Origin of the sequence: Neobacillus vireti, assembly GCF_036962345.1 — a bacterium.
GTDB lineage: Bacteria > Bacillota > Bacilli > Bacillales > Cytobacillaceae > Neobacillus > Neobacillus vireti_A.
Genome location: NZ_JBALNB010000019.1, coordinates 142,828 through 167,801 on the forward strand (window position 1 = coordinate 142,828; position 24,974 = coordinate 167,801).

Genomic DNA, 24,974 nt, shown 5'->3' on the forward strand with positions numbered 1-24,974 from the left:
TAGGATATTTGGCCATTGGGAAAGACAGAAAAGGGTTCCGGAGCATCTCCGAAACCCTTTTATTCGTTTAAATTTGTCATACACTTGTAATATTCATAAATAATTGTGCCTTTTTTACAAACGAAGCTGCTATTTTTGGGTCTCTTTTAACATCCATAGGTGACTTCCTTTAATCTAGGGAACTCGCTGCCACAAAGATCCCATCTCTAGAACTCCACCTTCCTACTGGCAAACAAAACCTTGGGAGTCACTCTTCCTCTTGTTCGGATTTTTTTATTAGGTGAAGTCAGTAAAAATGCGACTTTATTGTCTTCCATGATCGCAAAGTTCGTGAAGATCTCATATGCATCTTCTTCGGAAAGCTGTTTATCGCCTTCGATTAGCTGCAGTGACTGTTGCCGGCAGTTGAACCGGGAATTACTTTCAATAATATTGATTGAAATATCTGACTGGTGAAAAGGGATTGAATGGTAGGACATGCTTGATGAAAGTCTATGTGGCCGTGCTGAGAGTTGTATCGCATCGTAGAAATCTGGTTTCCCCATAATGTACATTTCTAAGTGACTCGGTCGTTCTCCAATAAAAATTAATGAGTTTGGCATTTGTTTACAACCTCCAATGAAAGACAAATTTTTACACCAAGATTTATTATTCGACAATAATTTTCATTCTCCTTTTTACATTCCATAGCTTACACCCTACTATTGTCTGTGTTCGAAAAGTTGTCACACAAACCCAATTATCAGACGGTCATACGATTTGCCGAACTCTATCAAGTGGAAAAAGAGTATTTGGTTGAGGAATTGGACCAACTACTGCCAAAAGTCGAGGAACCTGGCTACATGACGAAGGAAAGTCTTGAAGATCATGATTTAGGCATCATTCTTCAACTTCTCCAGCAAGAGCCTGAATTGAAAAAAATTCTCCTAGATATTCATCTAATGACCCCAAAGCGCCATGCATTTTTTGTCGATTTATTAACGTATCAAATAAAAGCTAGTAAAAAACATAAAAATATCTAAAAAAGGAGGCCGCTGATCGATGATCAGCGGCCTTAGAAAAATAAAACAGGGGGTTTTGTCATAGTCTGCCCAACGTCTATTTTTTTATACATCAAAAGCAAAAAAATCCGGCGCTTTTTGGCCGGAAATGGGGATTATATAGGAGGGCAGCAATTTTCTCTAACTAGGGAACCACTGTTTTCGGGGAAAATATTCAATAAGGAACAGAATTACGAATGTAATTTATTCTATCAGCAATGAGGAGTCTTTTTTTAAAAAAATATTTTTCAAAAATGAACTGAGATATGATCATGAACCTCGGATGTAATGTGCGGGTGATGATGTGTGGGGTAATTTCTGATTGGGCTTCGTTCTTTTTCCATAAGCTGCCCTTTCATAATCCATTCTAGCTGACTAATTCTTTTCTGAAGGCTATCCATGTTTTGATTCATTTGAATGATCTTTTTTTGCAGGTCGTTGTTATTTTGGTTGGCGCGACCCACCATTTTTATCAAACTTTCAAGCAGCTGCTCTAAACTATGGGCGACATCATCGTGATTACTCAAAACGGCAGCTCCTCCTTCATCACATTCACCGTTACCGGCGGCGGCTCTACAGGGCTTTGGGCTGGTTTGGCCCCTAGAAAGCGAATGGACTCCGCTACCACTTCGGTTACGTAAACCCGTTTCCCTTCCTTGTTGTCATAATGCCGGGTTTGCAGCCTCCCTGTTACCCCTACGATCGAACCCTTTCGGCAATATCGTACTGTATTTTCTGCTTCTTTTTTCCAAAGTGTACATTGAACAAAGTCTGTTTCAATTTCTCCATGCTGGTTCCGAAAGTGTCGACTTACCGCCAAGGTTATCGAAGTAACAGATAGCCCATCGGTTGTCTTTCTCAATTCCGGATCCCGCGTTAATCTACCTACAAGCGTCACTTGATTGATCATTCCAATTCTCCTCTCCATTTGATGGCTTAATCATAGTCCCTTAGCCCTACTGCTGTAAAATCACGATTTTTCTAAATTCAATTTGTTTTTAGCTCTAAAAGTGATTTTTCACTAGGTGAAAATGCAAATTTGGAATGTCTATTTTCTCTCAAATAAAAAAATTGCAAATTACGACAAATATTTTTCGACATTTGTTTCTTTCACCACTATGGTATAATTTAGAAAATAAGTGTAGCCGTGAATCGAAAAAGGGAGGTAGTGTAAAATGAAATCCTTTAAGTTAGTCGCTTTGGAAGTGGTGGAGGATGGAACTTCTGTGGAAGTCCCCTTGGAAGATGGTTTGATAATTAATAAAGAAAATGAACGAGCCAGCTGGCTGCTCGAAGCCTATACGGATTTAACCCTTTATGACTACTTTAAAAAAATTCACGATGAAAGCTCCGAAATTATTGTTCAAGCTGTGATAACCAAACGTGATAACGACCCAGCCTATTTTCAGACAAAAGTTGCCTCGTTAACAAAATTTGAACACCATATGAGTGTCCTATTAGAAGGCCGGCTGCGCCGAACCAGAAGCGATTATTCGGAGTTGCTGCTCGACAGCCTCCTTGAAAAGGGTCTTGGCGGTCAAGCGCTTCTCGAGGAATTTAAAGATAAAATGAAAAGCAAACCGAAGTTAAAGATTAAGCACGATTAAAAGGGCAGGCTGCGCAGCCTGCCCCTTTCATTATTCGTCTTTATTGTCACGGTCGTTTCTATCAATATCGTCTTCGATGATGTCTTCCCGTGGTGTGTTATTGTCTCTGCCTGGGTCTTTATCATTAGGCGTGTTGACGTCTTCTCTTTCAGGGTAGTGGTTGTTCATCCCGTTATTGTTGTTGTTATAACGAGTGTTCGTGTTGTTTAACCCGTCATCGTTGTCGTTACCATCCATATTGTTATCGTTATCAAGTGGAGTATCGACCTTATCATTTGTTGGCGGCGGCGGATTTTGGTCATTGTCATTATTGTTACAACCAACTAACATAAATCCAGATAGAACCGCACTAAGTAGCATTAATAACAGCTTTTTCTTCAATCGTAAAAGCCCCTTTCCATAGGAAAAATATTGACCCTTTTAACGGTCTAAAGTTATTTTCCCCAAGATTGAAAGGACTATTACAAAAAAAACAACCGGTGATATCACCGGTTATTTTCCTAATGCAAATGTTATTTCTGCTTCACAAGCCACTTCGCCATCTACTGTTGCTACAGCTTTACCTTTTCCAATTGGACCGCGCAAACGGATGATTTCTACTTCCAATCTTAGCTGATCGCCAGGTTTCACTTGTCTTTTGAAACGGCACCCGTCAATTCCAGCAAAAAAGGCCAATTTGCCGCGATTTTCCTCTTTTATTAACATAGCAACCGCTCCAACCTGTGCAAGCGCCTCAACAATCAGCACGCCTGGCATTACTGGATAGTCAGGGAAATGACCATTGAAAAACTCTTCATTCGCTGTAACATTTTTAATGCCGACCGCTTTAACCCCTTCCTCAATTTCTAAAATTTTATCTACCAGCAAAAATGGATAGCGATGGGGGATAATTTCTTTTATTTGTGTTACGTCCAACATTTTTAGTACCTCCTCATAGAACCTGATATCTACATTTTACTATTAAGAGGATACAAAAAGGAAGGGCTTAGGCCCTTCCTCGGTTATTTTTTTTCCACTAAATCAATAATATGTGTCCACGTCGATTGTTTTAGCACGTCTCCCGGTTTCCCATTCCCAAGCACACCGTACCCAATTGCTGCCCCTGCGACCATAGAAACCCCTGTAAAAACGACCAAAAGGACAATTCGAAGCCAAATAGGCACGAGGCGGATCCGAATCCGCTTATTCGCCACTTCTGCTTTTTGAGCCTTTTTGGGTTTAGAAGCCTTTTGAGCCGGAGGGCCTTCTACAGAATTATTCCGCTCATCCTGTATCTTTTTATATTCTTCCCTCGTTTTAACCTGGTTTAGATGATTTACTGACATCATTTATTCCCCTTTAACGAAATCCATCTATTGTATTGGACATATAGTTTGCCCATTCTTCAGCAGTTATTTCATATTACCTAATATTATACTCTATAATAAAAAATAATTAGTAGTTTTTTTGCAGAAAAAGTATTTCCATGGCAAAAAGTGGCGGAATCTAGCCTGTAGATCTAGTGAAATGCACCAAATATGCAAAAATTATTGCATAATCAGCAGAATTTGCATAAATGGTGCCTGTCACCGCAACAATGACACCGCAACCAATGTCACCATAACAATGGCACCATAACAAAAAAAGCCTAACGACTAGTGTCATCAGACTTAAGATGTCCTACCTGTTTACCCGAGTTTCCTCTTCGCAATGCGGTCAATGTTGTCGAGCATAATTCCGGTTCCAATTGCCACGCAGTCCATTGGATTTTCTGCCACTAGGACTGGTACTTTAAGTTCGTCCGCTAACAAGGTGTCGATTCCATGGAGCAGAGCTCCCCCGCCTGTTAGGATAACGCCGCGGTCGATGATGTCTGCTGAAAGTTCTGGCGGTGTGCGCTCAAGAACGCTTTTTGCCGCCTGTACGATAACAGCCACAGACTCACGTAAAGCTCCTTCAATTTCTTCTGAACGAACGGTGATGGTACGTGGCAATCCACTGACCATGTCTCGTCCGCGAATTTCCATTTCTTCCGAGCGTGATCCAGGAAATACGGTTCCAATGTTGACTTTAATATTCTCAGCTGTGCGTTCACCGATCAATAGCTTGTACTCACGCTTGATGTGATTCAGGATTTCCATGTCGAATTTGTCGCCGGCCATTTTTATAGAGGAGGAAGTTACGATATCACCCATTGAAAGGACGGCAACATCTGTTGTTCCACCGCCGATATCTACAACCATGTTACCGCTCGGTTGGAAAATTTCCATTCCGGCGCCAATTGCTGCCACTTTCGGCTCCTCTTCTAAATAGATCTTCTTGCCGCCGCTCTTTTCAGCCGCTTCTTTAATCGCTTTTTGCTCAACGCTTGTGATGTTCGTTGGACAGCAAATCAAAATACGCGGTTTCGATAAAAAGCCTTTCACGTTTAACTTATTAATAAAATGTTTTAACATTGCTTCTGTAACGTCAAAGTCTGCGATTACTCCATCTTTCAACGGGCGAATCGCGACAATGTTTCCAGGTGTACGTCCGACCATACGGCGAGCTTCTTCCCCAACAGCAAGAACGCGATTTGTGTTCCTGTCGATGGCTACAACAGAAGGCTCATTTAATACAATTCCACGGCCTTTTACGTGGATTAACACGTTAGCCGTTCCCAAATCAATCCCAATATCCCTAGCAAACATTCTCTTTTCTTTCCTCCTTGAAACGGTCATACTTTCCTAATTGCTAATTGTACCATATTCCTTTAAATTTCCATACTGTTAATAAAAAAATCTGTAGAACTTTGTCGGAAAAGTTTTCTTGCAAGAGAATGCTGGTTTTTAACCATTAAAAATGGCCATTTCCCCGACTTTCTTAGAATGCACCAAGAAGTCATTGAAAATGGCCATTTTAAAACATTTTTTCTTTATCGCAGAGATACTTTCTGAAAATCGGCCTATTTAACGGCCTCACCTTCTTTTTCTTCCTTCTGGTACTTCATTTTTGTCGCCTCTCCACCCCGGAGATGTCTAATCGATTTATGATAATCTAATATTTCTTTAACCTCATTTGCAAGCTCAGGATTTATTTCAGGAAGTCTCTCTGTCAAATCTTTATGGACAGTACTTTTGGATACGCCAAACTCCTTCGCTATGACACGAACTGTTTTCCTCGTCTCCACGATATACTTTCCAATCTTGATAGTTCTCTCTTTGATGTAATCGTGCACACCACTCGCCCTCCCTAAATTGGATGTGAGAAGTGCGAAATGAGACCCGCTTATCACTAAGACGAAATACTGCTTCCGTATAACTGCATAAATGGTGCCTGTCACCATTTATGCAGTTATACGGTAATACGATGAATAATCATGTCCCCAACTGAATCCATAAAAGCCTCAAACGACTCTTCACCTCAAACACTCTCTTTGTAAAGGTTTGTAATCAGTTTATTAGCTTGGATACGAATATATGCACGAATTATCTAATCGGGACAAGGTACGGTGTAAATTTTTAGAAAAATCGGACATTTCAAAGGAAAAATAATTTCCCTGTTTCTTATTTCGACACTAACGCGAAATGGCTGTAATCCGCATTCTGTATGTACTTTCTAAGGAGATGATACATGGGCTTTGAATATTTCCTGAGAAATTTGTCGTGACAAATTGTCGAATGAATTTTTTATAAAAGTCTGTTTTTTTAATGATTTTTGTTAAATTCTTTAATCCGATTTTGACTTGGAATTAGTTATTTTGCGCTTCAGAATTTAAGTTTGCATACTCTTTTCTCATTAAATTTATTTTTTCTGCAGAAACTTAGCACAATCATTAAATTTTTTTCAAAAAGCAACAAAGTTTAGAAAAGAGCCTTATAAAAATAAATCTTAAACTATAATAAGAAGGATGAAACGGAAAGGATTTTGTAAAAATGCAGCCATTTACGGAGAAAGTCGTAACTATTATTCAATCTATCCCAGAAGGAAAGGTCATGACCTATGGACAAATAGCACGGGAAGCTGGGAGTCCGCGAGCAGCACGACAGGTGGTTCGGGTCCTGCACTCCATGAGCAGGAAGCACCGCCTCCCTTGGCACCGTGTGGTCAATACAAAAGGCCAAATTGCCATACAGGATGATGAATCCTACCAAGAGCAGCTCTTCTCCCTCGAAAGCGAGGGTGTCGAAATCGGGCTAAACGGCAGCATAGACCTTAAAAAATACCAATACCACCCATCTGATTTTTAGAAGGGTGGTATTTATATTTTGGTCATTCCCAGCGCGAGATGATCCCATAAGATTTCTTCAACCTTTTCCCACTTTTGCTCCTCGCAACGGACCATAAGGACGATTTCTGATGTGATTTTTTTGCTCCCTCTTTTGTTTATTTTAAGCATGAGCATCTTAATAAAAAAACCGATAAGCAATCCAGAAATGGCCCCGATGATCCCCCAAATAATTGGACCCCATTCAAGCACGTAGCCATAAATAGCTCCTAAAAGCATGAGGCATGTACCTAAAATGGCAGGACCGTCAAATAAACTGAACCCGTCTGATTTATGTATGGAATCAAACAATCCTCTTAGTTTCTTCCGCTTTTCCAGCGGAGCTGCCAGAATCATTTCCTTTGAGATTCCCTGCTCTTCAAGTGCTGTAATCGCTAACTCGATGTAAATAGAATTCTCAAATGTTGCAATAACAAACATCTACTCATCTCACTTCTAGATTGGAAATTTAAATTGTTTATTTTGATAATGATCGCGCAAGTATTTTGCCATTTCCTTTTCATACAATGCATTGTAGTGGATAGCAGAAGTATAGGCATCGTACTGAATAAAAAAGAAAATTGACGGTAAATACATGGCCCATTGCATATTTATGATTTGTCTAGATAGATCAAAATCGCCGATCATTGTAAGGTGAATGGCCTGTGGAAGATCCCCAAAATACATGATGGCCACAGTATAGGCAAACATAAAAAATGCTACTAGCACTTTGTGGATATAAAAGTGACCAAGCCCCGGAAACAACACCGACCATAACACTGCCACCCATGGGTTCCTCTTATCTAGGAAGTTCAAATCCCATGGGCCTATAGAATTCGGCTGAATCGGTGCGTTCTCACGATTGGCTAAAATATATTGTTTGTTCAGGTCAATGGTCGTTCGGTAACCGTCCCAAATTCCAAACATGTAGATTGCCACATAAAGAATAAGCCAGCGTTCATCTATCATTTCCATTGCTTTGGAAAAATCACCTGTTAAAGAATAAAAGATACCAAGATTTATTTTTGCCTTTTGATTTATAAACATTTCCCATAGTATGAGGATAAATCCCGCAATATACCGGTCCAGTAATAAATGGCCAAATCCCGGGTAGGAAAACGAAAAAAAAGCAATCACCCAGGGATTTCTAGGATGCAGAACGGTTGTGGAAAACTGGGATAAATGTGCCCGCCTTCTTCGAATGGGAGGATTCTGATTCACTGTTGTTCTCCTGTCTTTTTTTATTATTTTTGCTTGTTCAGTTTTAAATATCCTTTGTTTCAACAAAAAAACAGAAACCATTTGCTGGTTTCTGCTACTTTTGCATAAATATATTTTTTAATTTACCCACAGGAATCTGTGAACCCCCGCGGCCCTGAACGTTTTCAATCATCATCGCTGCCATTAAATCTGGAGCGTTTGTGTTATAGGCGATGAACCAGCCGTTCTCCGCCCCTTTTTCCCCCTGCTTTTGTTTGATTTCAGCCGTGCCCGTTTTTCCAGCCAGCGGTGTGCCTGCGATTTCTGCAGAATGAGCCGTTCCATCGGCATCACCGACAACCTTTCGCAGCGTTCCAGATATGGTCGCAGCTATTTCAGGTGATACCACAGCTTTCTCCACTTTTTCCGCGTCAAGCAAGAGAGTTGGTTTCACCATATTTCCACCGTTTACAAAAGGAGTATAGGTTTCAAGCAGGTGAACGATACTCATTTGAATTTGACCTTGACCGTAGCCGGAGTCTGCTAAGCCGATTTCCTTATCCAAGTTCCCAATCGTTGATTTTTCAAGCGGGAATGGATAATCAAACTCTTCTTCAAAACCAAATTCCTTTAACCCCGCGGTAAACTGGTCTTTGCCGATTCCCAACGCCGTCTGAGCAAAATAAATATTATCCGAGAAGACCATTGCTTTTTCTAGATTCACCGAATTCGCTTCATGAACCCGCGTCACGAAATAATTGCCCCAGGAGGCACCCTTCTGCCACTTCAGCCCGTTAACATTCATCGTTTGCTCAGGTGTAATACTATTATTTTTCAGGCCAATCGAAGCCGTAATCGGCTTGAAAACAGAGCCTAGAGCATACGATTTATTGAACCTGGCTGTCATAGGCTTTTGTGGATCATCCTGAAGCTGTTTCCATTCGTCACTTGAGAAGCCCAAGGTGGCCAAATTGGGGTCAAACGATGGACTGCTGACAAGTGCCAGCGTTTCCCCCGTAACTGGGTTTATCGCCGCTCCTGCGCCTGCCTCACCAACAAGCTCATTATACATCTTCATTTGCAGTTCAATATCAATCGTAAGCTTCACATCCTGGCCATCTTCGACTGCTTTTTCTGCAAGTATTTCGGTGCTGCCATCAGGCTTTCTAATCGTAATTTTCACACCGTTTTTTCCTTTCAGCTGCTCATCAAGAACTTCCTCGAGCCCTCTTTTTCCGATGATGTCTGTACTTGTATAACCTTTGTCCTTAACCTTTTCCAGCTCTTCAGCTGTAATTGAGCCAACATAGCCGATTAAATGCGCAGCTGTTTCTTTAAATGGATAAATCCGGGCCTCGACCTTTTTGGTTTGTACAGATTCTAAGGCGATTAATTGAGCGATACGTTCCTCATCATCCATGGAAACTTTCTTTAACGGCACGAACAATTCCGGCTTTACCCAGCTGGCGTTTAGCGCTTTGTTGATTTGCTCCGGTGTCATTTTTAGAAGACTGGACAACTGTTGTATGACCGGCTCCCTCTGCCCCTCCATCTTCCCAGGAACCACGCCCACTTCGTATACCAGGCCGTTATAAGCAAGTGTATTGAGTGCGCGGTCAAATATTTGCCCGCGCTTTGGCTTTACAGTGCTAATCCCGATTTTGTCGCCATCCTTTAATTCTGGAAAAATATATGTCGTGTTCCAGTCCACATACCAGTTATTCTTTTTATCACGTTCTTCTTTTTTCATCTTTGCTCTATGTGTAAATTCGATAGGTCCGGCAATGCTGTTCATCGTTGCGGAAAAATCATAGGTTACATTGTCTTGGTCCTTGGGCAATTCTTCTTCATCAGTCGGTTTTTCGAAGGTAATCTTGAGGTCAGTAATCTGTAGGTCGTCGTAGATTTTTTGATAGCGGGTTGTAAAGTCTTCCTTAGAGATCACCTTTTTGGAGCTCTCTGTCAGGTACTCATACATCTGCTCAAACTTTTGCTCATCCCAAGCCTTTATGTATGCTGCCAATTGATCCTGAGGCTGAGGTTCCTTGCTGCAGCCAGCAGCCACTAGCACTAGGAGAACCGCCAACACCAGCAGCCCTTTTACTTTTTTCAAAAAAATCCCCTCCTTTCTAATGATTTTACCATAATTATGTAAAATGAAATCAGTCAAAATATGCAAAAAAAAAAGAGGAAAGTAGATTCCCCTTTCCCCTTTGTTCATGATTAAGAGTTTGTTTTGTTTGTTGACTCAGAAGATTCGTCTTCGGATGGAGTTTTCTCATCTGATGGAGTTCCTTCTTCTTTTGCAGGAGCTTTCTCTTCATCAGTCGCAGGATCCTCGATCATTTGTTGCTTTGGACTTTTTGTATCTTCTGCGTTTTGATCCGCTTGTGCTTCTTCCTGTAATTCACTTACCGGTTTGTTGAAATAGCTAGTCGGATTAACAGCTACACCATCTTTGCGGATTTCAAAATGTACATGCGTTCCAGATTCTTCATCAAACAAGCTTTGTCCAGCCATGGCAAGCACTTGTCCTTGTTTTACCTTGTCGCCAACCTTAACCTTCACATCTTTAACGGATTGATACTGTGTTACAATATCTTTATCGTGTTGGATTTCAATGACATTTCCTAGTGTGGCATCTTCTTCAACTCTCGAAACGGTACCGCTAAGGGCCGATACGACTTCAAACGTTTCACCATCTTTAGATGTAAAGTCAATTCCAGTATGCGGAACATAGGTATTGTTGTAAAATACTAATGCTGCTTCCTGTTTTTCTTCACTTGCGTTGAAATCATAGAATTCCATTTTGACTGTTGTATCCATTGGATTCTTCACAGGCATTTTTAAGTTTTCTAATGCTGAGTTTACCTCGAGTGCTGGCGTATCGTTCTTTTTGCCAGTTAAGTCTGAAGACTCGTAATCAAACTTGTCTGTTGCATTGTCACTGCCTTGGAACCATAGAACGGCTGTCAAAATGATTGCTGCACTTGCAATATAAATGGCTGGAAATACCCAACGCTTTTTGAAAAAGCGTTTAACGCTGGAACCTTGAGAAGATCGTTTGTTTTCTTCCTCTCTCATTTTCATCACCTCAGCAATCATTCTGAACAGATAAGTAGAATTATATACACTAGCAAAAAAATTTTTTGCACTTATTTTTTGTTAACCCTTATTTTTTTATGCATGAAGGAGGAAATTTTTTTGAAATTCGTTTTACGACTGCTTCCCATTGCCTATATGGCAGCGATTTGGGTTATGTCGAGTCTGCCATCCAATCACTTTGTCGAACTCCCGGATTCCGAGATTGACCGCTTTATAAAGGAATCCCTGCATTTGATAGAGTTCGCGATTTTATATGTATTGCTAGTTTTAGCGTTCCTCACACGTGAGCGGGGACTTAGCGCCCGGCTAAACGTGCTCTGTGCCGTTGTGGCAGGGCTTTATGGGCTGACAGACGAAATCCACCAATCATTCTATCCTTATCGTTCCGCGTCCTTGTTTGACCTCGTCAAAGACGTTACCGGGATACTAGTATGTTTTTATTTTATTCGGGGAGCGCTTTTTAAAGGGCGGTTTGTTGCGCTTGGTAAAATTTTAGGTTGGGTGAGAGGAAATTAGCCACTGCGTTTTGCGCGGTGGTTTCTTTATTTGTGGTAGATTTTAAACTTGAATTTGCCTGTACTTGCAAGGTCCGCAGAATTTAATAAATGGTGGGTGATTTTTGGAGAAGGAATTTGAAGAAAACTTCTTGCCTCCGCGTTGGTAATGGTGGGACTTATAGTATAAAAATAATCATTGAGTGTATCGATGAACGCAGTTTTGGATTTAGTGCGACATTTTGGGCATTTCCATGTACCAGCATGATATTGCAACGGTAAAAAGTTGCATTTTGGGCAATGAACTCCAGATCTGATATCTTTTCGCGTTAGATTGTACTTCTGGAGTAAGTTTGGATTTTCCGGCGTGTGATTCGTTAAAAGGAGTTTATTGATTTTTCGCAGTTCCTTTTCATCATAAAACTCAATTTTAAAATCATTTGATATTTGGTCAATCCTCTCAAGAAGATACTCACTATTGCAAACATTCCATTTATATTTATTGTCATCCCCGATAATAATATTGGTGTTTTCATTACTATTAACAAATAGATATTTGATTGGTAACCCTGTAAAGTTATGCAGCTTTAACCATTCCCTCAGTTTAAACGCCTGTAACCTTGCCTGAAAAATAGGATTTTTCACCCTTTCTAATTTTCCATCCTTATCAATCATAGTCTGATGAAGAACCTTTTCGAAATGCCAGTCTTTTGCCCAGTTTTTCACTTCCAGCACGAGGGCAAAGTATGCACACAGGATTAAGATATCAATCTGGAAGTAATAGTTTCCATGAAGGAATCGGAGATCATGGTAAATCCGATAATTAAGGTCAGAGATGGGTTCTAAATGGAAGTTCATCACCTGTTCCTCTCCACGAAAACCAGTCATCCGATTATTATAATCAGATACCACCTGGCCGCCTATCAAAAGATCCTCTGTCAATCTCCTAATTAACGCCTGATACTTTTCAATCAACAGCGGCAACAAACATGGTTTTCCTATCAAATAAAAACACTCCCTTCTTTTTTACACTACTTCTTCTGATTGAAGTGAGAATCCTGCTAAAAAGATGTTACAGAAATAAGAAGATTAAATAGTACCTGCCAACCAGTCCTCCTCACCTGCCATTTCGGAGCTCTTACCTGCCAAAATCCTGTTTCACCTGCCAATCCCCTTTGTTTATCTGCCTGATTAATTCCACCGCCACACTGAATGCTGAAAAAGCCAGGGTGCAGCCTGCCTGAGGTATCAATATTTCCTATATTTGAATATTACACACTTAATATTGCATGTTCCTTGGCACCAGATGGTTTTTTTAAGTACCTTTTTTAATCAAAAATCGCTTACCTGCCAACTAGTTCTCCCCACCTGCCATTTCGGAGCTCTTACCTGCCAAAATTCCTTTTCACCTGCCAATCCCCTTTGTTTACCTGCCTGATTAATTCCACCACCACACTGAATGCTGAAAAAGCCAGGGTGCAGCCTGGCTCAGGTATCAATATTTTCTATATATGGATATTACACTCCTAATATTGCATGTTCCTTGGCACCAGATGGCTTTTTTAAGTACCTTTTTTATATCAAAATTCGCCTACCTGCCAACTTGGGCCCGACACCTGCCATTTTGGAGCTCTTATCTGCCAAAATTCTGTTTTATCTGCCAATACCCTTTGTTTACCTGCCTAACAAATTCCAAACACCGCACTGCATGCTGAAAAGGCCAGGGTGCAGCCTGGCTCAGGTATCAATATTTTCTATATATGGATATTACACTCCTAATATTGCATGTTCCTTGGCACCAGATGGCTTTTTTAAGTACCTTTTTTTAATCAAAAATCACTTACCTACCAACTTGGGCTCCCCACCTGCCATTTCGGAGCTCTTACCTGCCAAAATTCTATTTTATCTGCCAATACCCTTTGGTTACCTGCCTAACAAATTCCAAACACCGCACTGCATGCTGAAAAAGCCAGGGTGCAGCCTGGCTCAGGTATCATTATTTCCTATATATGGATATTATACTTGAATATTGCATGTCCCTTGGCACCAGATGGCTTTTTTAATTACCTTTTTTATAACAAAATTCGCTTACCTGCCAACTAGTTCTCCTCACCTGCCATTTCGGAGCTCTTATCTGCCAAAATTCTGTTTTATCTGCCAATACCCTTTATTTACCTGCCTAACAAATTCTTAGCAGCAACCACCACCCTAACCCCGACACTGTAAAAGCCAGACCCCCAAAAGGTCTGGCTCCCAAAAAAACTATTTCTGCGCCGTAATCATTGCCATCATACTATCTGCTGACGTCACTTCCACACCCTGATAATAGTGCTTCACGATCTCCTGATAGTCCTTGCCATCAGCGGCCATGCCGTTTGCGCCGTATTGGCTCATGCCGACGCCGTGTCCGAAGCCTCGGGTAGTGATGACAATACTGTTGCCTTTGCGCTCCCAATCAAAGTCAGACGACCGTAGATCCAATTTTTCTCGAATTTCCTTGCCACTTAGAACCTTGCCATTAAAATCGACCTTCGCGACCCGTTTCCCAGTGGTACGTTCGACAATTTTTCCAATGGTCCCGCTCGCACCCACTTTCACGCCGAGGGCCGATTCAAATTGTTTGACACTCACTTCTTTTACAGAATTAAATTTCGGGGAATTTTTATCCCAAGGACTTGATACACTGCGCAGGTACGGCATTTCATTGGACCAGTAGTCCTCTGAATTTTCCGTGTACCCATTAGAGGTGGAAAAGAAAGAAGCGTCAATCGCCTGGCCATCATACGTCAAAATTTGCCCGCTCGTTGCCCGAACCGCTGAAAGGATCTTCGCATAGTTGGATTCAAACTCCATTCCCCAGTTGTTTCTCATTTGTGCTTCGCTCAAGTAGACCTGGTGGAGCTGCGTGTCTGTTACCTGTGCGCCTTCGGGAACGCCGATATTGTCTTTGCTAAGCATTTTTTTTACAATATACGTTCTCGCTGTCAGGGCTTGTGCCTTTAGGGCCTCCTCTTTGAATTCAACCGGCATTTCGGCTGCTACAACCCCGACGAGATATTCTTCTAGTGGAACGTTATCGATTTGTCCGATGGAGGAGCGGTACACTGCCACTTCGACCGCGGAATCTGCGGAATGATTTGCACTTTCGGAATTTGGGGCCTTGTTGGATAGGTCTTCACCTAATTTGCCGCTGACTTTCCCATCCCCGAAAGGCAATACCAAAATAGCTGGAATGAGTAAGGTGAGGACAAATAAAAATGACGTTAGTAGGACGAGTGGTTTGAATTTTTTCATGTAGGAGCCTCCAATTATGAAATTTTGCGCACCCTTTTCTTGGGCTGCTTCTCATTCCATCATATGGAGGCGGACAAGCATTTATGACTAAAAAAGTAATACTGAATTTTCGGAAAATATAATAAAATAAAGTAAAAAACCGAAGAATGTCTCCCATTAGGGTACCCTCTTCGGCTCATAATTTTATGCGTTTAAATCCGTAATGAACGTATCAACTTCTGTGAAAACTTCCTCAGCTTCTTTCACACGTTCAATATCCGCTCCTAAAGCAGCTAATTTTCCATGGAAGTTCACATAACCACGGTCTAAATGCTTTAATTCCGTTACGCGTGTATTACCTTCAGAAACCAGCCCTGTTAAAATAAGCGCAGCTGCTGCACGAAGGTCTGTAGACGTTACTTCGGCACCTTGCAGGTTAGAAGGTCCGTTTAAGATCACGGAACGTCCTTCGATTTTAATATCGGCATTCATCCTGCGGAATTCTTCCACATGCATGAAGCGGTTTTCAAAAACCGTTTCCGTAATCATCGATGTGCCTTCTGCACGAAGTAAGAGAGCCATCATTTGTGATTGCATATCCGTTGGGAATCCTGGGTGAGGCATTGTTTTAATATCAACAGCCTTCAGCTTTTCAGGACCGATGACCCGGACGCCGTCACCTTCCTCAATAATCGTAATGCCCATCTCTTCCATTTTTGCAATCAAGGAAGATAAATGTTCAGGAACTGCACCTTGTACCAATACATTTCCGCCCGTAATCGCACCAGCAACCATAAAGGTTCCTGCTTCAATACGGTCAGGAATGATATGATGCTCAGCACCAAACAATACATCGACACCTTCAATACGAAGTGTGCCCGTGCCTGCGCCTCGGACATTTGCTCCCATTTTATTCAAGAAGTTAGCAAGGTCAACAATTTCTGGTTCCTTTGCTACGTTTTCAATAACCGTTGTTCCTTTTGCAAGCGTTGCTGCCATCATAATATTTTCAGTAGCACCAACACTTGGGAAATCCAAATAAATCTTTGCACCCTTTAAGCGGCCTTCAACCTCCGCTTCAATAAATCCATTACCCACCTTAACTTTTGCACCCATGGCTTCGAAACCCTTAAGGTGCTGGTCAATCGGTCTAGAACCAATCGCACATCCTCCTGGCAGAGCTACACGAGCACGGCCATTGCGCGCGAGTAGTGAACCCATCACAAGGACAGATGCACGCATCTTACGAACATATTCGAAAGGCGCTTCCTCTTTCAACACTCTAGATGCATCAACGACAACTGTATTATTGTCAAAGGCAACTTCTGCATTCAAGTTGCGCAATACTTCATTAATTGTGTATACATCGGAGAGTGTAGGTACATCACGAATTACACTTTTTCCGTCACTTGCTAATAATGTGGCAGCGAGTACAGGCAGGACCGCATTTTTTGCACCTTCTACTTTAACGGTTCCATATAGCCTTTTTCCGCCGCGGACGATGATCTTTTCCAAGAGTATTCCCCTCCGCGTCCATTTTCTCTATATTAATATTCAATCGTAATGATTGGTGTGCCAACTACAATGGTAGTCTTTGCGCCCAATCCTTCGGAGCGTATCCCAATTTGTAAATTCATGTCCCGCGCTATGGAGTCTGAAAAGAGCGGCGAATTCGCCGATACAGACATGAATGTTTCCTCTTTTAACGCTTCGATTTCTTTTGCCTCAAAACTTTTCAATAATTCATTTGCAACAGTCGGTAAAGCCATATCAATCTTATCACTGATGCTACCCTTCATACCAGAGAAAACTGTTGGATTTCCTCGAAATATGTCGGAGAGCCTACTTTTAAGTGGTTCCTTTGTGAAAAAGGACTCCATCTCCTTGTTCCACTCGTTACCGCTGACCCTATATACTATATACGCATTTACAGGTTGTTTTGTGTGGGTTGCCATAATTTGAAGCATTTCTGTGTGGTGTTTAGAAGTCGGAGATACTGCAGTTACTTTCCATTTGTCGCTGGTCTCACTTGTCGACCAATTCCACCCAGGAAACTTTTGCTGAAGCTCCTTAACATATTCCTGCACTTCTTTCTCTGTAGTCAGGTCAACCAAATGCTCCCTTGCATAAAACGTCCATTCCTCGAGCATAATATCTTCTGTTTGAAAAACACTGGCGATTTTCAGCAAATCAACATCGCCGCCCGCCGCAGTCCATCGACTGCCAACGATCGCAATCAAACCAACTATCATCAACATGCTTATACTAAAAAGTATCTTTGTCTTTCTCTTCATCTCTACTCTCCCCCTTACTACCATTGTTACCAAGGAGAGAGATAGCATACTTGGGAAATCTCGTCACTTTTTGACAAACTTTTTGATGTTGGTGCCTGTCACCATTTATGCAAAAAACTGCCTTTATGCATATCATACTGATGGATGAAATCCTGTATGAGACAGGCTCTAGTTTTTACATTCGTCAATCTCGTTGAAGTCATCATGATTTGCTTAAGTCATTTCTATCTATAATTCTAAGCTGTGAGCTTTTTATTGCAGTTTGCACTTTTTTTCACACAAAGAGAATTGTACTCAATTTTCCCTAAAAAAGATACATGTACGAAGACCTAAATTTTTACCAGTTGTGTATGTATTGTAAAATCAAAGGCAGCTGCCTTGACCATTGAAGATAATCTAGGAAAAAGTTACTAACCGACGATCCAAGGAAAATGGCCAATAATATATAAAGCAATCGCGCTTGGAAAACATGATTCGGCTTCAGCAGCTTATCTAAACGAATCGACTGCAGCGCCCACCATGCCAGCGCAATAAACACCAGATGCGAAAAAATACTTAACAGCGCAATTTGTCCAAAATCCTCCATAATACTCCTCCTTTAGAGCACTATAACATACTTCGGTGCCTGTCACCATTTATACAGAAAACAGCCTTTATGCACTCGATTTTGCATATGATTGATGCATATGATGGTGCATATCATATTGACGGATGAAAGCGCGAAAGGTTTCGTTTTTATTTGGACAAATTTTTTAACGCATTAACTGCCTAAACACTGGTTATGTGTGAACCAATCAGTATTTAGGCAGTTAATAAGTAATTATATGAAATTTAGATTCCATTCCAAATCCTGCTGATTCTTAACGGAACGTAAACTCGATCTCCATGTATCTCCCTATGGATAATAGGTTTTTTAAAATAGTCCATGAGTGAGTGGCTGTTGCTATTATGATGTCTGGCTCGTTTTCGTGTACCTGTTAATTTCTCAATACTTTGATTTGACTTTTTCATGAATATTCACCTCATTTTTATTTAGATTATGCAGATTGGGATGCCACTACGATGACTTTTCCCTGGTCCATTTTTTCTTCACAACGCTCTGCTGCCGCTTCTGATAACCCAAGTGACTCTAGCTTCGAACGCAATTCATCGCCCCTAGAACGAAATACATTGGCAATCGATTCAAAGACCCCCTGCTCCCCCACACCAATCTCGCTAATTTCCAGTGCGTCTGTCAGATGTTCAGAACGGTTTGAGTCATGCGCAAATAAATAAATTTCGTCTTTTGTGAATCCCTCCATCATGAATTGAGCGATTTCCTGTTTAGCCTGGACTCCATTTTCTACAATTTTTACATTTTCCATTTCCATTCCTCCTCGCAAGTGTTAGTCAGCTGATGTGTCAGCTTGTACTTGTTATATATCCGCTCTATTAATCACCCAAACCTATTTTTTAAAAAAGTTTAATGGAACAGATATCGGGGTATTTACCCTTTAGTTAGTTTAAAAAGGATTAGTGGGAGGGATAAGATGAAGAAAAAGGCAGAGTTACTTACGAAAATCAGTTTGTTAAAGAGAAAAATTGATCAGTGTCTGGATGAGCGGGACCGGGAAGGATTCTTTCAATTCTCTTACGAATTAAAGGTTTGCCAGCGTCATCTGGGAACGCTTGTGAGCAACCAGGAGAACCGCTTAAAAGGACGTCCGGAACAAAATCGTGATAGGTTTTTTCATTATTAGGTTTAGCTGATGAAATGACCGGGTATTTACTAACCATAACAACTGAAAAATAGAAAGGAGAGAATTTTCATGGGATTTATTTGGTCATTAATTATTGGAGGAGTTATCGGGTGGTTGGCTGGTTTGATTCTGGGGCGTGATGTTCCAGGCGGAGTAATTGGAAATATCATTGCAGGGTTTATCGGGGCTTGGATTGGTTCTGCTCTTGGCGGCTGGGGACCTGTCATTGGAGGCTTTTACATTTTACCGGCACTCCTTGGAGCTATCGTTGTTGTGCTAATTGTGAGTGTTGTATTGAGAATGATTAGAAAGAATGCATAATTGTAGAAAGAAAAGAAGATTGCCGCGTGTCGGCGTCTTCTTTTTTATTGTATTTCGAAAAATTACTGGCCTCCTTGTTTGTTCTCCACCGTTTCGACAGTACTCCAGCAACCCTGCATTTACCCAAACACCTTTTCATACTCGTCACTCCAGCACCTCTGCATTGACCCAAACACCTTTTCATCTTTGGCTTCGGTCGCTCCAGCACCCCTGCATTTACCCAAACCCCTTTTCATACTCGACTTCGGTCACTTCAGACAGGAAACTCCATTTCATTCACGCTCAAAAAAGGCATCTGCCAAAAGACAGATGCCTCTCATTAAAGCACACCCGAAAACAGCCGGGCAAAGGATTCTTTCCATTTAACGCCTAAACCTCTTTTGTAAAATGCAACCGGCCTTACCCGCCTGCATTCTTTCAGGTCCTCTTCAAAATGACTTACAAGGTCGTCGATACTTTCGGTGGCTGTTAGAAACAAATTAACCTCAAAATTTAAATGAAAACTGCGCAGATCCAGATTCGCAGTTCCGATCGAGGCCATGTCACCATCGACAATGATTACTTTTTTATGTAAAAAGCCTTTTTGGTAGGTGTAAAGTTCAATTCCCGCACGAAGAAGTTCAGGAAAATAGGATTGTGAGGCATATTGGGTCAGGAAACCGTCGTTACTCTCAGGCACCATCAGCCGAACTTGAATGCCCTTTTTCGCCGCCACCCGCAGTGCCGTCATTATGGCCTGATTCGGAATAAAGTACGGTGTTGCAATCCAAATGGATTCTGTGGCACAGCTAATCATCGAATAAAAATGGTCACCCATGTCCCGAGTTTCTGGTCCAGCAGCGACAACGTGAACAAGACCATCCCCCTCTAACGGCACCGGCTGTAGATAGCGGGGGTCTTCAAACAACGTTTCGCCGCAGACATATTTCCAATCTAATAAAAAAACAGCATGCAGTGTCTGGACGGCTTCTCCTTCCAGAAAAACATGCGTATCACACCAAAACCCAAACCTGTCATCCTCACCAAGGTATTCCACGCCCACATTCAATCCACCCACAAATCCAATTTCCCCATCAATGACAATAATTTTCCGATGATTGCGGAAATTAAACTTTTGCGTAAACCATCCGGATCTCAGCGGCAGAAAAGGGTGAATTTTAATCCCGGATTCTGCCATCTTCCTTCTATCGTGTTCAGAAAGGGCGAAACTTCCAAACCCATCATAAATTAGCCTAACCTCTACTCCTTCCTTTACTTTATCTGTCAAGATATCCATCAACTCCTGCCCGAGCCGATCATAGCGAAAGATATAGTACTCTAAATGAATAAAGTCCTTCGCTTCCTTCAACCGCTGCTTTACCTCCTGAAAGGTTGCTTCTCCATTTTTTAAAATTTTGGTCCTCGTATTTTGGCTTTGATTGGTTAAGGTCACCCGTTCGAGATAGCTGACAAAACTTCGTTGGTGGTCATTAAGAATGGACGGCATCTCAACAGGCGTTTTGTTTTTACCGAGCGCCTCGAACAGCTCGCGGTCGCTTGCCCGCTTGCTTTTAAAAAGTTCCCCTTTAAAGAGCAATTGTCCTGAATAGATATAGAAAATATAGCCTAAAACGGGTACGAAAATTAAAAGGCATGTCCATAAAAGTGTGTTCGGTACTGGTCGATTTTGCAGCCATAGCTCTGCTACACTGTATAAAATGATACCCGCATACAAACTTATACCTATTGCCTTCCATAAAAAAGGGAATCTTGTAAAAAGAACCACCCAGCAGAAAAAAAGCATGATTATGACAAAGAAAATCTCGATTCTTATTTTCATCCTGTTTCCCTCACAGTCTTTTTAAAAGAAATACCCTTCAAACAACCCTATCAAACATAAAAAAGATGCCTGACTCTGCTCAGGCATCTGCTTTTTTCCGATAGATCTTCTCACATGAATTAAATTCTATATATTTCATACCCTTTGGCAGCCCAAGAATGGATTCTTTACTTCCAAGTCCAATGAATCCGCCAGCAGCCAGGCTGTCATAGAACAGACCATGAACTTGCTGCTGCAGGGTGTTATCAAAATAGATCATGACATTGCGGCATAAAATCACATGGAATTCATTAAACGAGCTGTCACTTACCAAATTGTGCTGGGCAAACGTAAGGTTCTCGTTCAAGCTGGGTGAAAAATAAGCAAACTGATGGTCCGTCGTATAATACTCGGAGAACGCCATTTTCCCGCCCGCCTTCAAATAATTCTTCGTATATTGCTGCATCTTCTTTAGCGGAAAAGCTCCTTTATGCGCAGCAGCCAGGGCTTTTTCATTCATATCTGTTGCGTAGATTTTTGTTTTTTTGCTTAGACCCTCCTCCTGCATCAGGATCGCCATGGAGTATACCTCCTCCCCCGTGGCGCAGCCTGCATGCCATATCCGGATTTCCGGAAGCTCCCGAAGCAGCGGCACCACTTCGTTACGAAAGGCGGCAAAAAAGCTGGGATCTCGGTACATTTCCGTCATCCGGATGGAAAAGTCATTCAAGAGACGCTCCAACACGCCTGGTTCGTGAAGCACTTTTTCCAACAAAGCCGTAATGGTCGGAAGTCTCTCCGCCTTCATTCGATTTAGGATCCTTCTGCCAATCGAACCCCTTACGTAGCTGCGGAAGTCATATCCATACATTTGATACAATCCTTCCAGCAGCAATTTGATTTCTATTTCCTGAAGCTCGTTTGGCTCTGGCAAATTGATGTCTGTTACAATTTCCTGGATTGTTTCGTTCACTCTGCATTCACCTGCTCGGTCAGCCACACACGCATTAACGAGAATAACTGATTGATATTTAATGGTTTCATAATATAATCCGAAGCGCCTGCCTCCATACACTTGTCACGTTCGCCTTTCATTGCCTTGGCGGTCAGCGCGATAATCGGCAGTCTATCCATAGCCAAGTCCTGCCGGATCGTCTTCATCGCTTCATAGCCGCCCATCACCGGCATCATGATATCCATGAAAACGAGGTCAAAGTCTCCGTGCTCCTGCAAAAATTCAATCGCCGCTTTACCGTTCTCGGCCACTTGAACCTTTACACCTTTTTTCTCCATCGCAGTTACCAATGCGAATACATTCCGTTGGTCATCTTCTACTAACAGCACTTTCTTCCCTTTAAATAACTGGTCATCCGTAGCTTCCACTACTTCAGCCGCAGCTGTTTCATCGCTATCCTTCTGCTGGTCCTCAACAACCTCGCGGACACTCACAGCTGCCTCATTCATCGCCAGCTGCTCAAGCTGAAGAGGATATTCTGCGGGTTCCAGGCTGCAAGGGATATACAGAGTAAATGTACTTCCTTTTTCCGGCTCGCTTTGCACCGTAATCGCGCCGCCAAGCAAACGGGTAAATTCTCGGCATATCGATAACCCTAAACCGGTTCCGCCATATTGCCGGTTGGTCGTACCATCCACCTGTTGAAAGGCATTGAAGATAATTTCCTGTTTTTCCGGAGCGATTCCGATTCCTGTATCACTCACAGAAATGGACAGCACCAATTCCTCCTCATCCAGACCAGGCAATAATTCCTGAACATAGTCTGGATCTGCAGTTTCGATTCTAACTGTGACAGAACCTTGTTCCGTAAACTTAAAGGCATTGGACAATAGATTCTTCCAAATTTGCTGCAGGCGCTGCCCGTCTGTTGTAATCACAGCAGGTACATTCGAAGCTGTATGCACCTCAAAGGTTAGTTTCTTTTTCACCGCAACCGGTTTGAACATGCTTTTCATCATTTGTGGAATTTCCGTTACGTTGACTTCATCGGTTAAGATTTCAATTTTACCTGCTTCAATCTTTGATAAATCAAGGATGTCATCAATCAGCCGCAGTAGATCACTTCCAGCCGTGTAGACGACCCTGGCAGAGTCTTTCACTTCTTCACTATCCATGTCGCCGTCATTTTCCATCAGCATTTGCGAAAGAATCAGAATACTGTTTAATGGCGTGCGCAGCTCATGTGACATATTCGCGAGAAAATCGGTTTTATACTGCGAACTCGCCTGGAGTTTCCTTGAATAGTCCTCCAGTTCATCCTTTGCTTTCTTCAGATCAAACGCACGTTGTTCTGCGAATTGCTTTTGTTCTTCTAAATATTCATTGGTAATCCGCAGCTGTTCCTGCTGCATTTGCAGCTCTTCCGATTGTGCTTGCAGTTCCTCAGACTGCGCCTGAAGTTCTTCGGTCATCACCTGAGATTCCCCGAGCAGCCTTTCTACTTCCATCCTTCCGGCCACATTGGTGATTGCAGAACCGAACTTATCCTGAAGCAGATCCAATAAGGTAAGATGCTGAGACTTAAACGGCTGGAACGAAGCGAACTCCACCACCGCTTCTACCCTGCCATCCACTAAAATTGGCGCAACCAGAAGATTTCGCGGTGAAGATTCACCTAACCCCGATGCAACTTTATAATGTTCTTCTGGCAGCTTATCAATCAGGAAGATTCTTTTATCCATTGCAGCCTGACCGATTAACCCTTCTCCTAACCGGAAACTCGCCGCAGCCCCTTCTTCCCCTGTAATGGCATAACCTGCCTCTTTTACGTAACGAACTTCGCTGCCTTGATTCCTGCGCAGGTAGACAACACCGTAGACTCCACCAAGCAGAGGAGTAAGCTTGGTGATAAACGCATGCGTCAAGTCTGTCAGGTCCGTCATTCCCTGGTACATGGTCGAGATCTCCGCTACGCTTTTCTGAATCCAATTCTGTTTCTCAAGATTGCTGAGAAGATCGTTCATCGCCTCCGCGAGTTCGCGGGTTTCATCATGTGTACTGACCTCGATTCTTGTGGAAAGGTCTACCTCTGTCTCTCTCGCATCCGTCACACTTCGAATCGTCGTGACCACCTCTTTAATCGTTTTGACAATGGAATTAGACAAAAATACCGCCGTAGCAATCGTAATCACGGTAACCATCATGATAATGCCATACAAGGTTATTTTTAGATTATTATTATTCTGAGTCAACTGCTCAACACGCCTATTTGTCAGGTTCTTTTGATTTTCAAGGAAGGAACCAAAATGATTCCGGAGTTCATCTGTCTTCTTTTTGCCGTTGTTATTCTGAAAGTACTCATCTAAAGCTCTTTGGTTATTTATCTTTTTCTGATTGACCACATATTCTGCTGAACTGGTGATGTAGTTGATAATCAGTGGTTTTATTTCTTCTAAATTGCGCTGCTGCGTCCCGTTTGAGGCAAGCAGGGAGTGAAGTTTGTTGAAGTTATCGAGCCAGTTCCGGCTGGCTATATTGTAGGGCTCAAGGTACTCCTCATTGCCCGTTATCACATAACCTCTCATGCCCGTTTCCATATCTACTACATTTTTTTGAATCTGATTTGCCAGATTGTGAACCTCGATATCATGCTGCGATATATAATCGACCTCTTTCTGCATCGCCGACATCCTATCCATGACGATCAACAGGGAGACCACCAAGCAAACCAAAATGAATATATAGCCGGCAATAATTTTCGTGTGGATGTTGAATTGTAATCCCTTCATTCTTTGCTCCCCCTTTGTAAAAAATTAGTTGATTCTATCATATCGTTTCTAGCAATCTCACCCAATGGGAAATTTGTCCCAACCTTCTTGCAGAAAATACTCTCGGATAACGCGGTTTACTCTCGCATAACCTC

At 42.0% G+C, this 24,974-nt stretch carries 28 protein-coding genes; 6 read left to right on the forward strand and 22 right to left on the reverse strand.

Annotated features, from left to right (window positions below; all coding sequences use genetic code 11):
• Positions 1-206: 206 nt before the first annotated feature.
• Positions 207-602: a hypothetical protein gene (locus tag V7108_RS22560; protein ID WP_335569521.1), complete on the reverse strand. Its 396-nt coding sequence runs from the start codon at positions 600-602 to the stop codon at positions 207-209.
• 120 nt (positions 603-722) lie between these two features.
• Between V7108_RS22560 and V7108_RS22565 the strand changes: the two genes are divergently transcribed.
• Positions 723-1,022 (forward strand): hypothetical protein, encoded by a 300-nt coding sequence (locus V7108_RS22565; RefSeq protein ID WP_335510829.1) that lies wholly within the window; start codon positions 723-725, stop codon positions 1,020-1,022.
• A 266-nt stretch (positions 1,023-1,288) separates the two neighbouring features.
• On the opposite strand, the gene V7108_RS22570 is transcribed toward V7108_RS22565, so the two are convergent.
• Both V7108_RS22570 and ssb read right to left on the reverse strand, forming a co-directional pair.
• The gene (locus V7108_RS22570) at positions 1,289-1,567 is read right to left on the reverse strand and encodes a hypothetical protein (RefSeq protein WP_335510831.1); all 279 of its coding nucleotides are present in this window, start codon (positions 1,565-1,567) and stop codon (positions 1,289-1,291) included.
• Positions 1,564-1,950: a single-stranded DNA-binding protein gene (ssb, locus tag V7108_RS22575; RefSeq protein WP_335510834.1), complete on the reverse strand. Its 387-nt coding sequence runs from the start codon at positions 1,948-1,950 to the stop codon at positions 1,564-1,566. Before ssb ends, V7108_RS22570 begins: the two co-directional genes overlap by 4 nt.
• Before the next feature lie 265 nt (positions 1,951-2,215).
• On the opposite strand from ssb, the gene V7108_RS22580 reads away from it, so the two are divergent.
• Positions 2,216-2,647, forward strand: coding sequence for a YwpF family protein (locus tag V7108_RS22580; RefSeq protein WP_335510835.1), 432 nt, complete (start codon positions 2,216-2,218; stop codon positions 2,645-2,647).
• Positions 2,648-2,677: 30 nt separating this feature from the next.
• Here the strand turns inward: V7108_RS22580 and V7108_RS22585 are convergent, their stop codons facing one another.
• The 5 genes from V7108_RS22585 to spoIIID form a co-directional block, all read right to left on the reverse strand.
• A complete protein-coding gene (locus V7108_RS22585) occupies positions 2,678-3,007 on the reverse strand; it encodes a hypothetical protein (RefSeq protein ID WP_335569522.1) in 330 nt (109 codons plus the stop codon).
• 132 nt (positions 3,008-3,139) lie between these two features.
• On the reverse strand, positions 3,140-3,565 hold the full coding sequence (gene fabZ, locus V7108_RS22590; RefSeq protein WP_335510840.1) for a 3-hydroxyacyl-ACP dehydratase FabZ: 426 nt from the start codon (positions 3,563-3,565) through the stop codon (positions 3,140-3,142).
• Positions 3,566-3,648: 83 nt separating this feature from the next.
• Positions 3,649-3,972, reverse strand: a complete 324-nt coding sequence (locus tag V7108_RS22595) for a DNA-directed RNA polymerase subunit beta (RefSeq protein WP_335569523.1) — start codon at positions 3,970-3,972, stop codon at positions 3,649-3,651.
• Between the two features lie 342 nt (positions 3,973-4,314).
• Positions 4,315-5,316 (reverse strand): rod shape-determining protein, encoded by a 1,002-nt coding sequence (locus V7108_RS22600; protein ID WP_335510844.1) that lies wholly within the window; start codon positions 5,314-5,316, stop codon positions 4,315-4,317.
• A gap of 254 nt (positions 5,317-5,570) precedes the next feature.
• A complete protein-coding gene (spoIIID, locus tag V7108_RS22605; RefSeq protein ID WP_007086083.1) occupies positions 5,571-5,843 on the reverse strand; it encodes a sporulation transcriptional regulator SpoIIID in 273 nt (90 codons plus the stop codon).
• 697 nt (positions 5,844-6,540) lie between these two features.
• Here spoIIID and V7108_RS22610 point away from each other — a divergent pair.
• A complete protein-coding gene (locus tag V7108_RS22610) occupies positions 6,541-6,855 on the forward strand; it encodes an MGMT family protein (RefSeq protein WP_335569524.1) in 315 nt (104 codons plus the stop codon).
• A gap of 11 nt (positions 6,856-6,866) precedes the next feature.
• Here the strand turns inward: V7108_RS22610 and V7108_RS22615 are convergent, their stop codons facing one another.
• The 4 genes from V7108_RS22615 to V7108_RS22630 all read right to left on the reverse strand — a co-directional run bounded on the left by V7108_RS22615 (position 6,867) and on the right by V7108_RS22630 (position 11,156).
• Positions 6,867-7,313: a hypothetical protein gene (locus tag V7108_RS22615; protein ID WP_335510848.1), complete on the reverse strand. Its 447-nt coding sequence runs from the start codon at positions 7,311-7,313 to the stop codon at positions 6,867-6,869.
• A gap of 15 nt (positions 7,314-7,328) precedes the next feature.
• The gene (locus V7108_RS22620) at positions 7,329-8,093 is read right to left on the reverse strand and encodes a hypothetical protein (RefSeq protein WP_335569525.1); all 765 of its coding nucleotides are present in this window, start codon (positions 8,091-8,093) and stop codon (positions 7,329-7,331) included.
• Between the two features lie 94 nt (positions 8,094-8,187).
• A complete protein-coding gene (locus V7108_RS22625) occupies positions 8,188-10,185 on the reverse strand; it encodes a penicillin-binding transpeptidase domain-containing protein (RefSeq protein WP_335569526.1) in 1,998 nt (665 codons plus the stop codon).
• A 110-nt stretch (positions 10,186-10,295) separates the two neighbouring features.
• The gene (locus tag V7108_RS22630) at positions 10,296-11,156 is read right to left on the reverse strand and encodes a M23 family metallopeptidase (RefSeq protein ID WP_335569527.1); all 861 of its coding nucleotides are present in this window, start codon (positions 11,154-11,156) and stop codon (positions 10,296-10,298) included.
• Between the two features lie 120 nt (positions 11,157-11,276).
• On the opposite strand from V7108_RS22630, the gene V7108_RS22635 reads away from it, so the two are divergent.
• On the forward strand, positions 11,277-11,693 hold the full coding sequence (locus V7108_RS22635) for a VanZ family protein (protein WP_420489210.1): 417 nt from the start codon (positions 11,277-11,279) through the stop codon (positions 11,691-11,693).
• A gap of 26 nt (positions 11,694-11,719) precedes the next feature.
• Here V7108_RS22635 and V7108_RS22640 read toward each other — a convergent pair whose 3' ends face one another.
• The 7 genes from V7108_RS22640 to V7108_RS22670 form a co-directional block, all read right to left on the reverse strand.
• On the reverse strand, positions 11,720-12,676 hold the full coding sequence (locus V7108_RS22640; protein WP_335569529.1) for a nuclease-related domain-containing protein: 957 nt from the start codon (positions 12,674-12,676) through the stop codon (positions 11,720-11,722).
• 1,257 nt (positions 12,677-13,933) lie between these two features.
• Positions 13,934-14,965 (reverse strand): stage II sporulation protein D, encoded by a 1,032-nt coding sequence (gene spoIID / locus V7108_RS22645; RefSeq protein WP_335510858.1) that lies wholly within the window; start codon positions 14,963-14,965, stop codon positions 13,934-13,936.
• Positions 14,966-15,148: 183 nt separating this feature from the next.
• Complete coding sequence (murA, locus tag V7108_RS22650; RefSeq protein ID WP_335569530.1) at positions 15,149-16,459, reverse strand: UDP-N-acetylglucosamine 1-carboxyvinyltransferase; 1,311 nt, start codon at positions 16,457-16,459, stop codon at positions 15,149-15,151.
• A 32-nt stretch (positions 16,460-16,491) separates the two neighbouring features.
• A complete protein-coding gene (locus V7108_RS22655) occupies positions 16,492-17,238 on the reverse strand; it encodes a YwmB family TATA-box binding protein (protein WP_335569531.1) in 747 nt (248 codons plus the stop codon).
• A gap of 337 nt (positions 17,239-17,575) precedes the next feature.
• Entirely contained in the window at positions 17,576-17,827 is a 252-nt protein-coding gene (locus tag V7108_RS22660) for a DUF1146 family protein (RefSeq protein WP_335510933.1), read from the reverse strand.
• A gap of 242 nt (positions 17,828-18,069) precedes the next feature.
• Positions 18,070-18,249, reverse strand: a complete 180-nt coding sequence (locus tag V7108_RS22665) for a hypothetical protein (RefSeq protein WP_335569532.1) — start codon at positions 18,247-18,249, stop codon at positions 18,070-18,072.
• 26 nt (positions 18,250-18,275) lie between these two features.
• The gene (locus V7108_RS22670; protein ID WP_335510864.1) at positions 18,276-18,602 is read right to left on the reverse strand and encodes a general stress protein; all 327 of its coding nucleotides are present in this window, start codon (positions 18,600-18,602) and stop codon (positions 18,276-18,278) included.
• Between the two features lie 165 nt (positions 18,603-18,767).
• Here V7108_RS22670 and V7108_RS22675 point away from each other — a divergent pair, with 165 nt between their 5' ends.
• Positions 18,768-18,977 carry an IDEAL domain-containing protein gene (locus tag V7108_RS22675; protein WP_335569533.1) on the forward strand — a complete coding sequence of 70 codons (210 nt, stop codon included), beginning with the start codon at positions 18,768-18,770 and terminating at the stop codon, positions 18,975-18,977.
• Positions 18,978-19,046: 69 nt separating this feature from the next.
• Entirely contained in the window at positions 19,047-19,298 is a 252-nt protein-coding gene (locus V7108_RS22680) for a GlsB/YeaQ/YmgE family stress response membrane protein (RefSeq protein ID WP_335510868.1), read from the forward strand.
• A gap of 319 nt (positions 19,299-19,617) precedes the next feature.
• Here V7108_RS22680 and cls read toward each other — a convergent pair whose 3' ends face one another.
• The 3 genes from cls to V7108_RS22695 all read right to left on the reverse strand — a co-directional run bounded on the left by cls (position 19,618) and on the right by V7108_RS22695 (position 24,840).
• Complete coding sequence (cls, locus tag V7108_RS22685) at positions 19,618-21,117, reverse strand: cardiolipin synthase (protein WP_335569534.1); 1,500 nt, start codon at positions 21,115-21,117, stop codon at positions 19,618-19,620.
• Between the two features lie 79 nt (positions 21,118-21,196).
• Positions 21,197-22,069 carry a CheR family methyltransferase gene (locus V7108_RS22690; RefSeq protein WP_335569535.1) on the reverse strand — a complete coding sequence of 291 codons (873 nt, stop codon included), beginning with the start codon at positions 22,067-22,069 and terminating at the stop codon, positions 21,197-21,199.
• On the reverse strand, positions 22,066-24,840 hold the full coding sequence (locus tag V7108_RS22695) for an ATP-binding protein (RefSeq protein WP_335569536.1): 2,775 nt from the start codon (positions 24,838-24,840) through the stop codon (positions 22,066-22,068). Before V7108_RS22695 ends, V7108_RS22690 begins: the two co-directional genes overlap by 4 nt.
• Positions 24,841-24,974 lie beyond the last annotated feature (134 nt).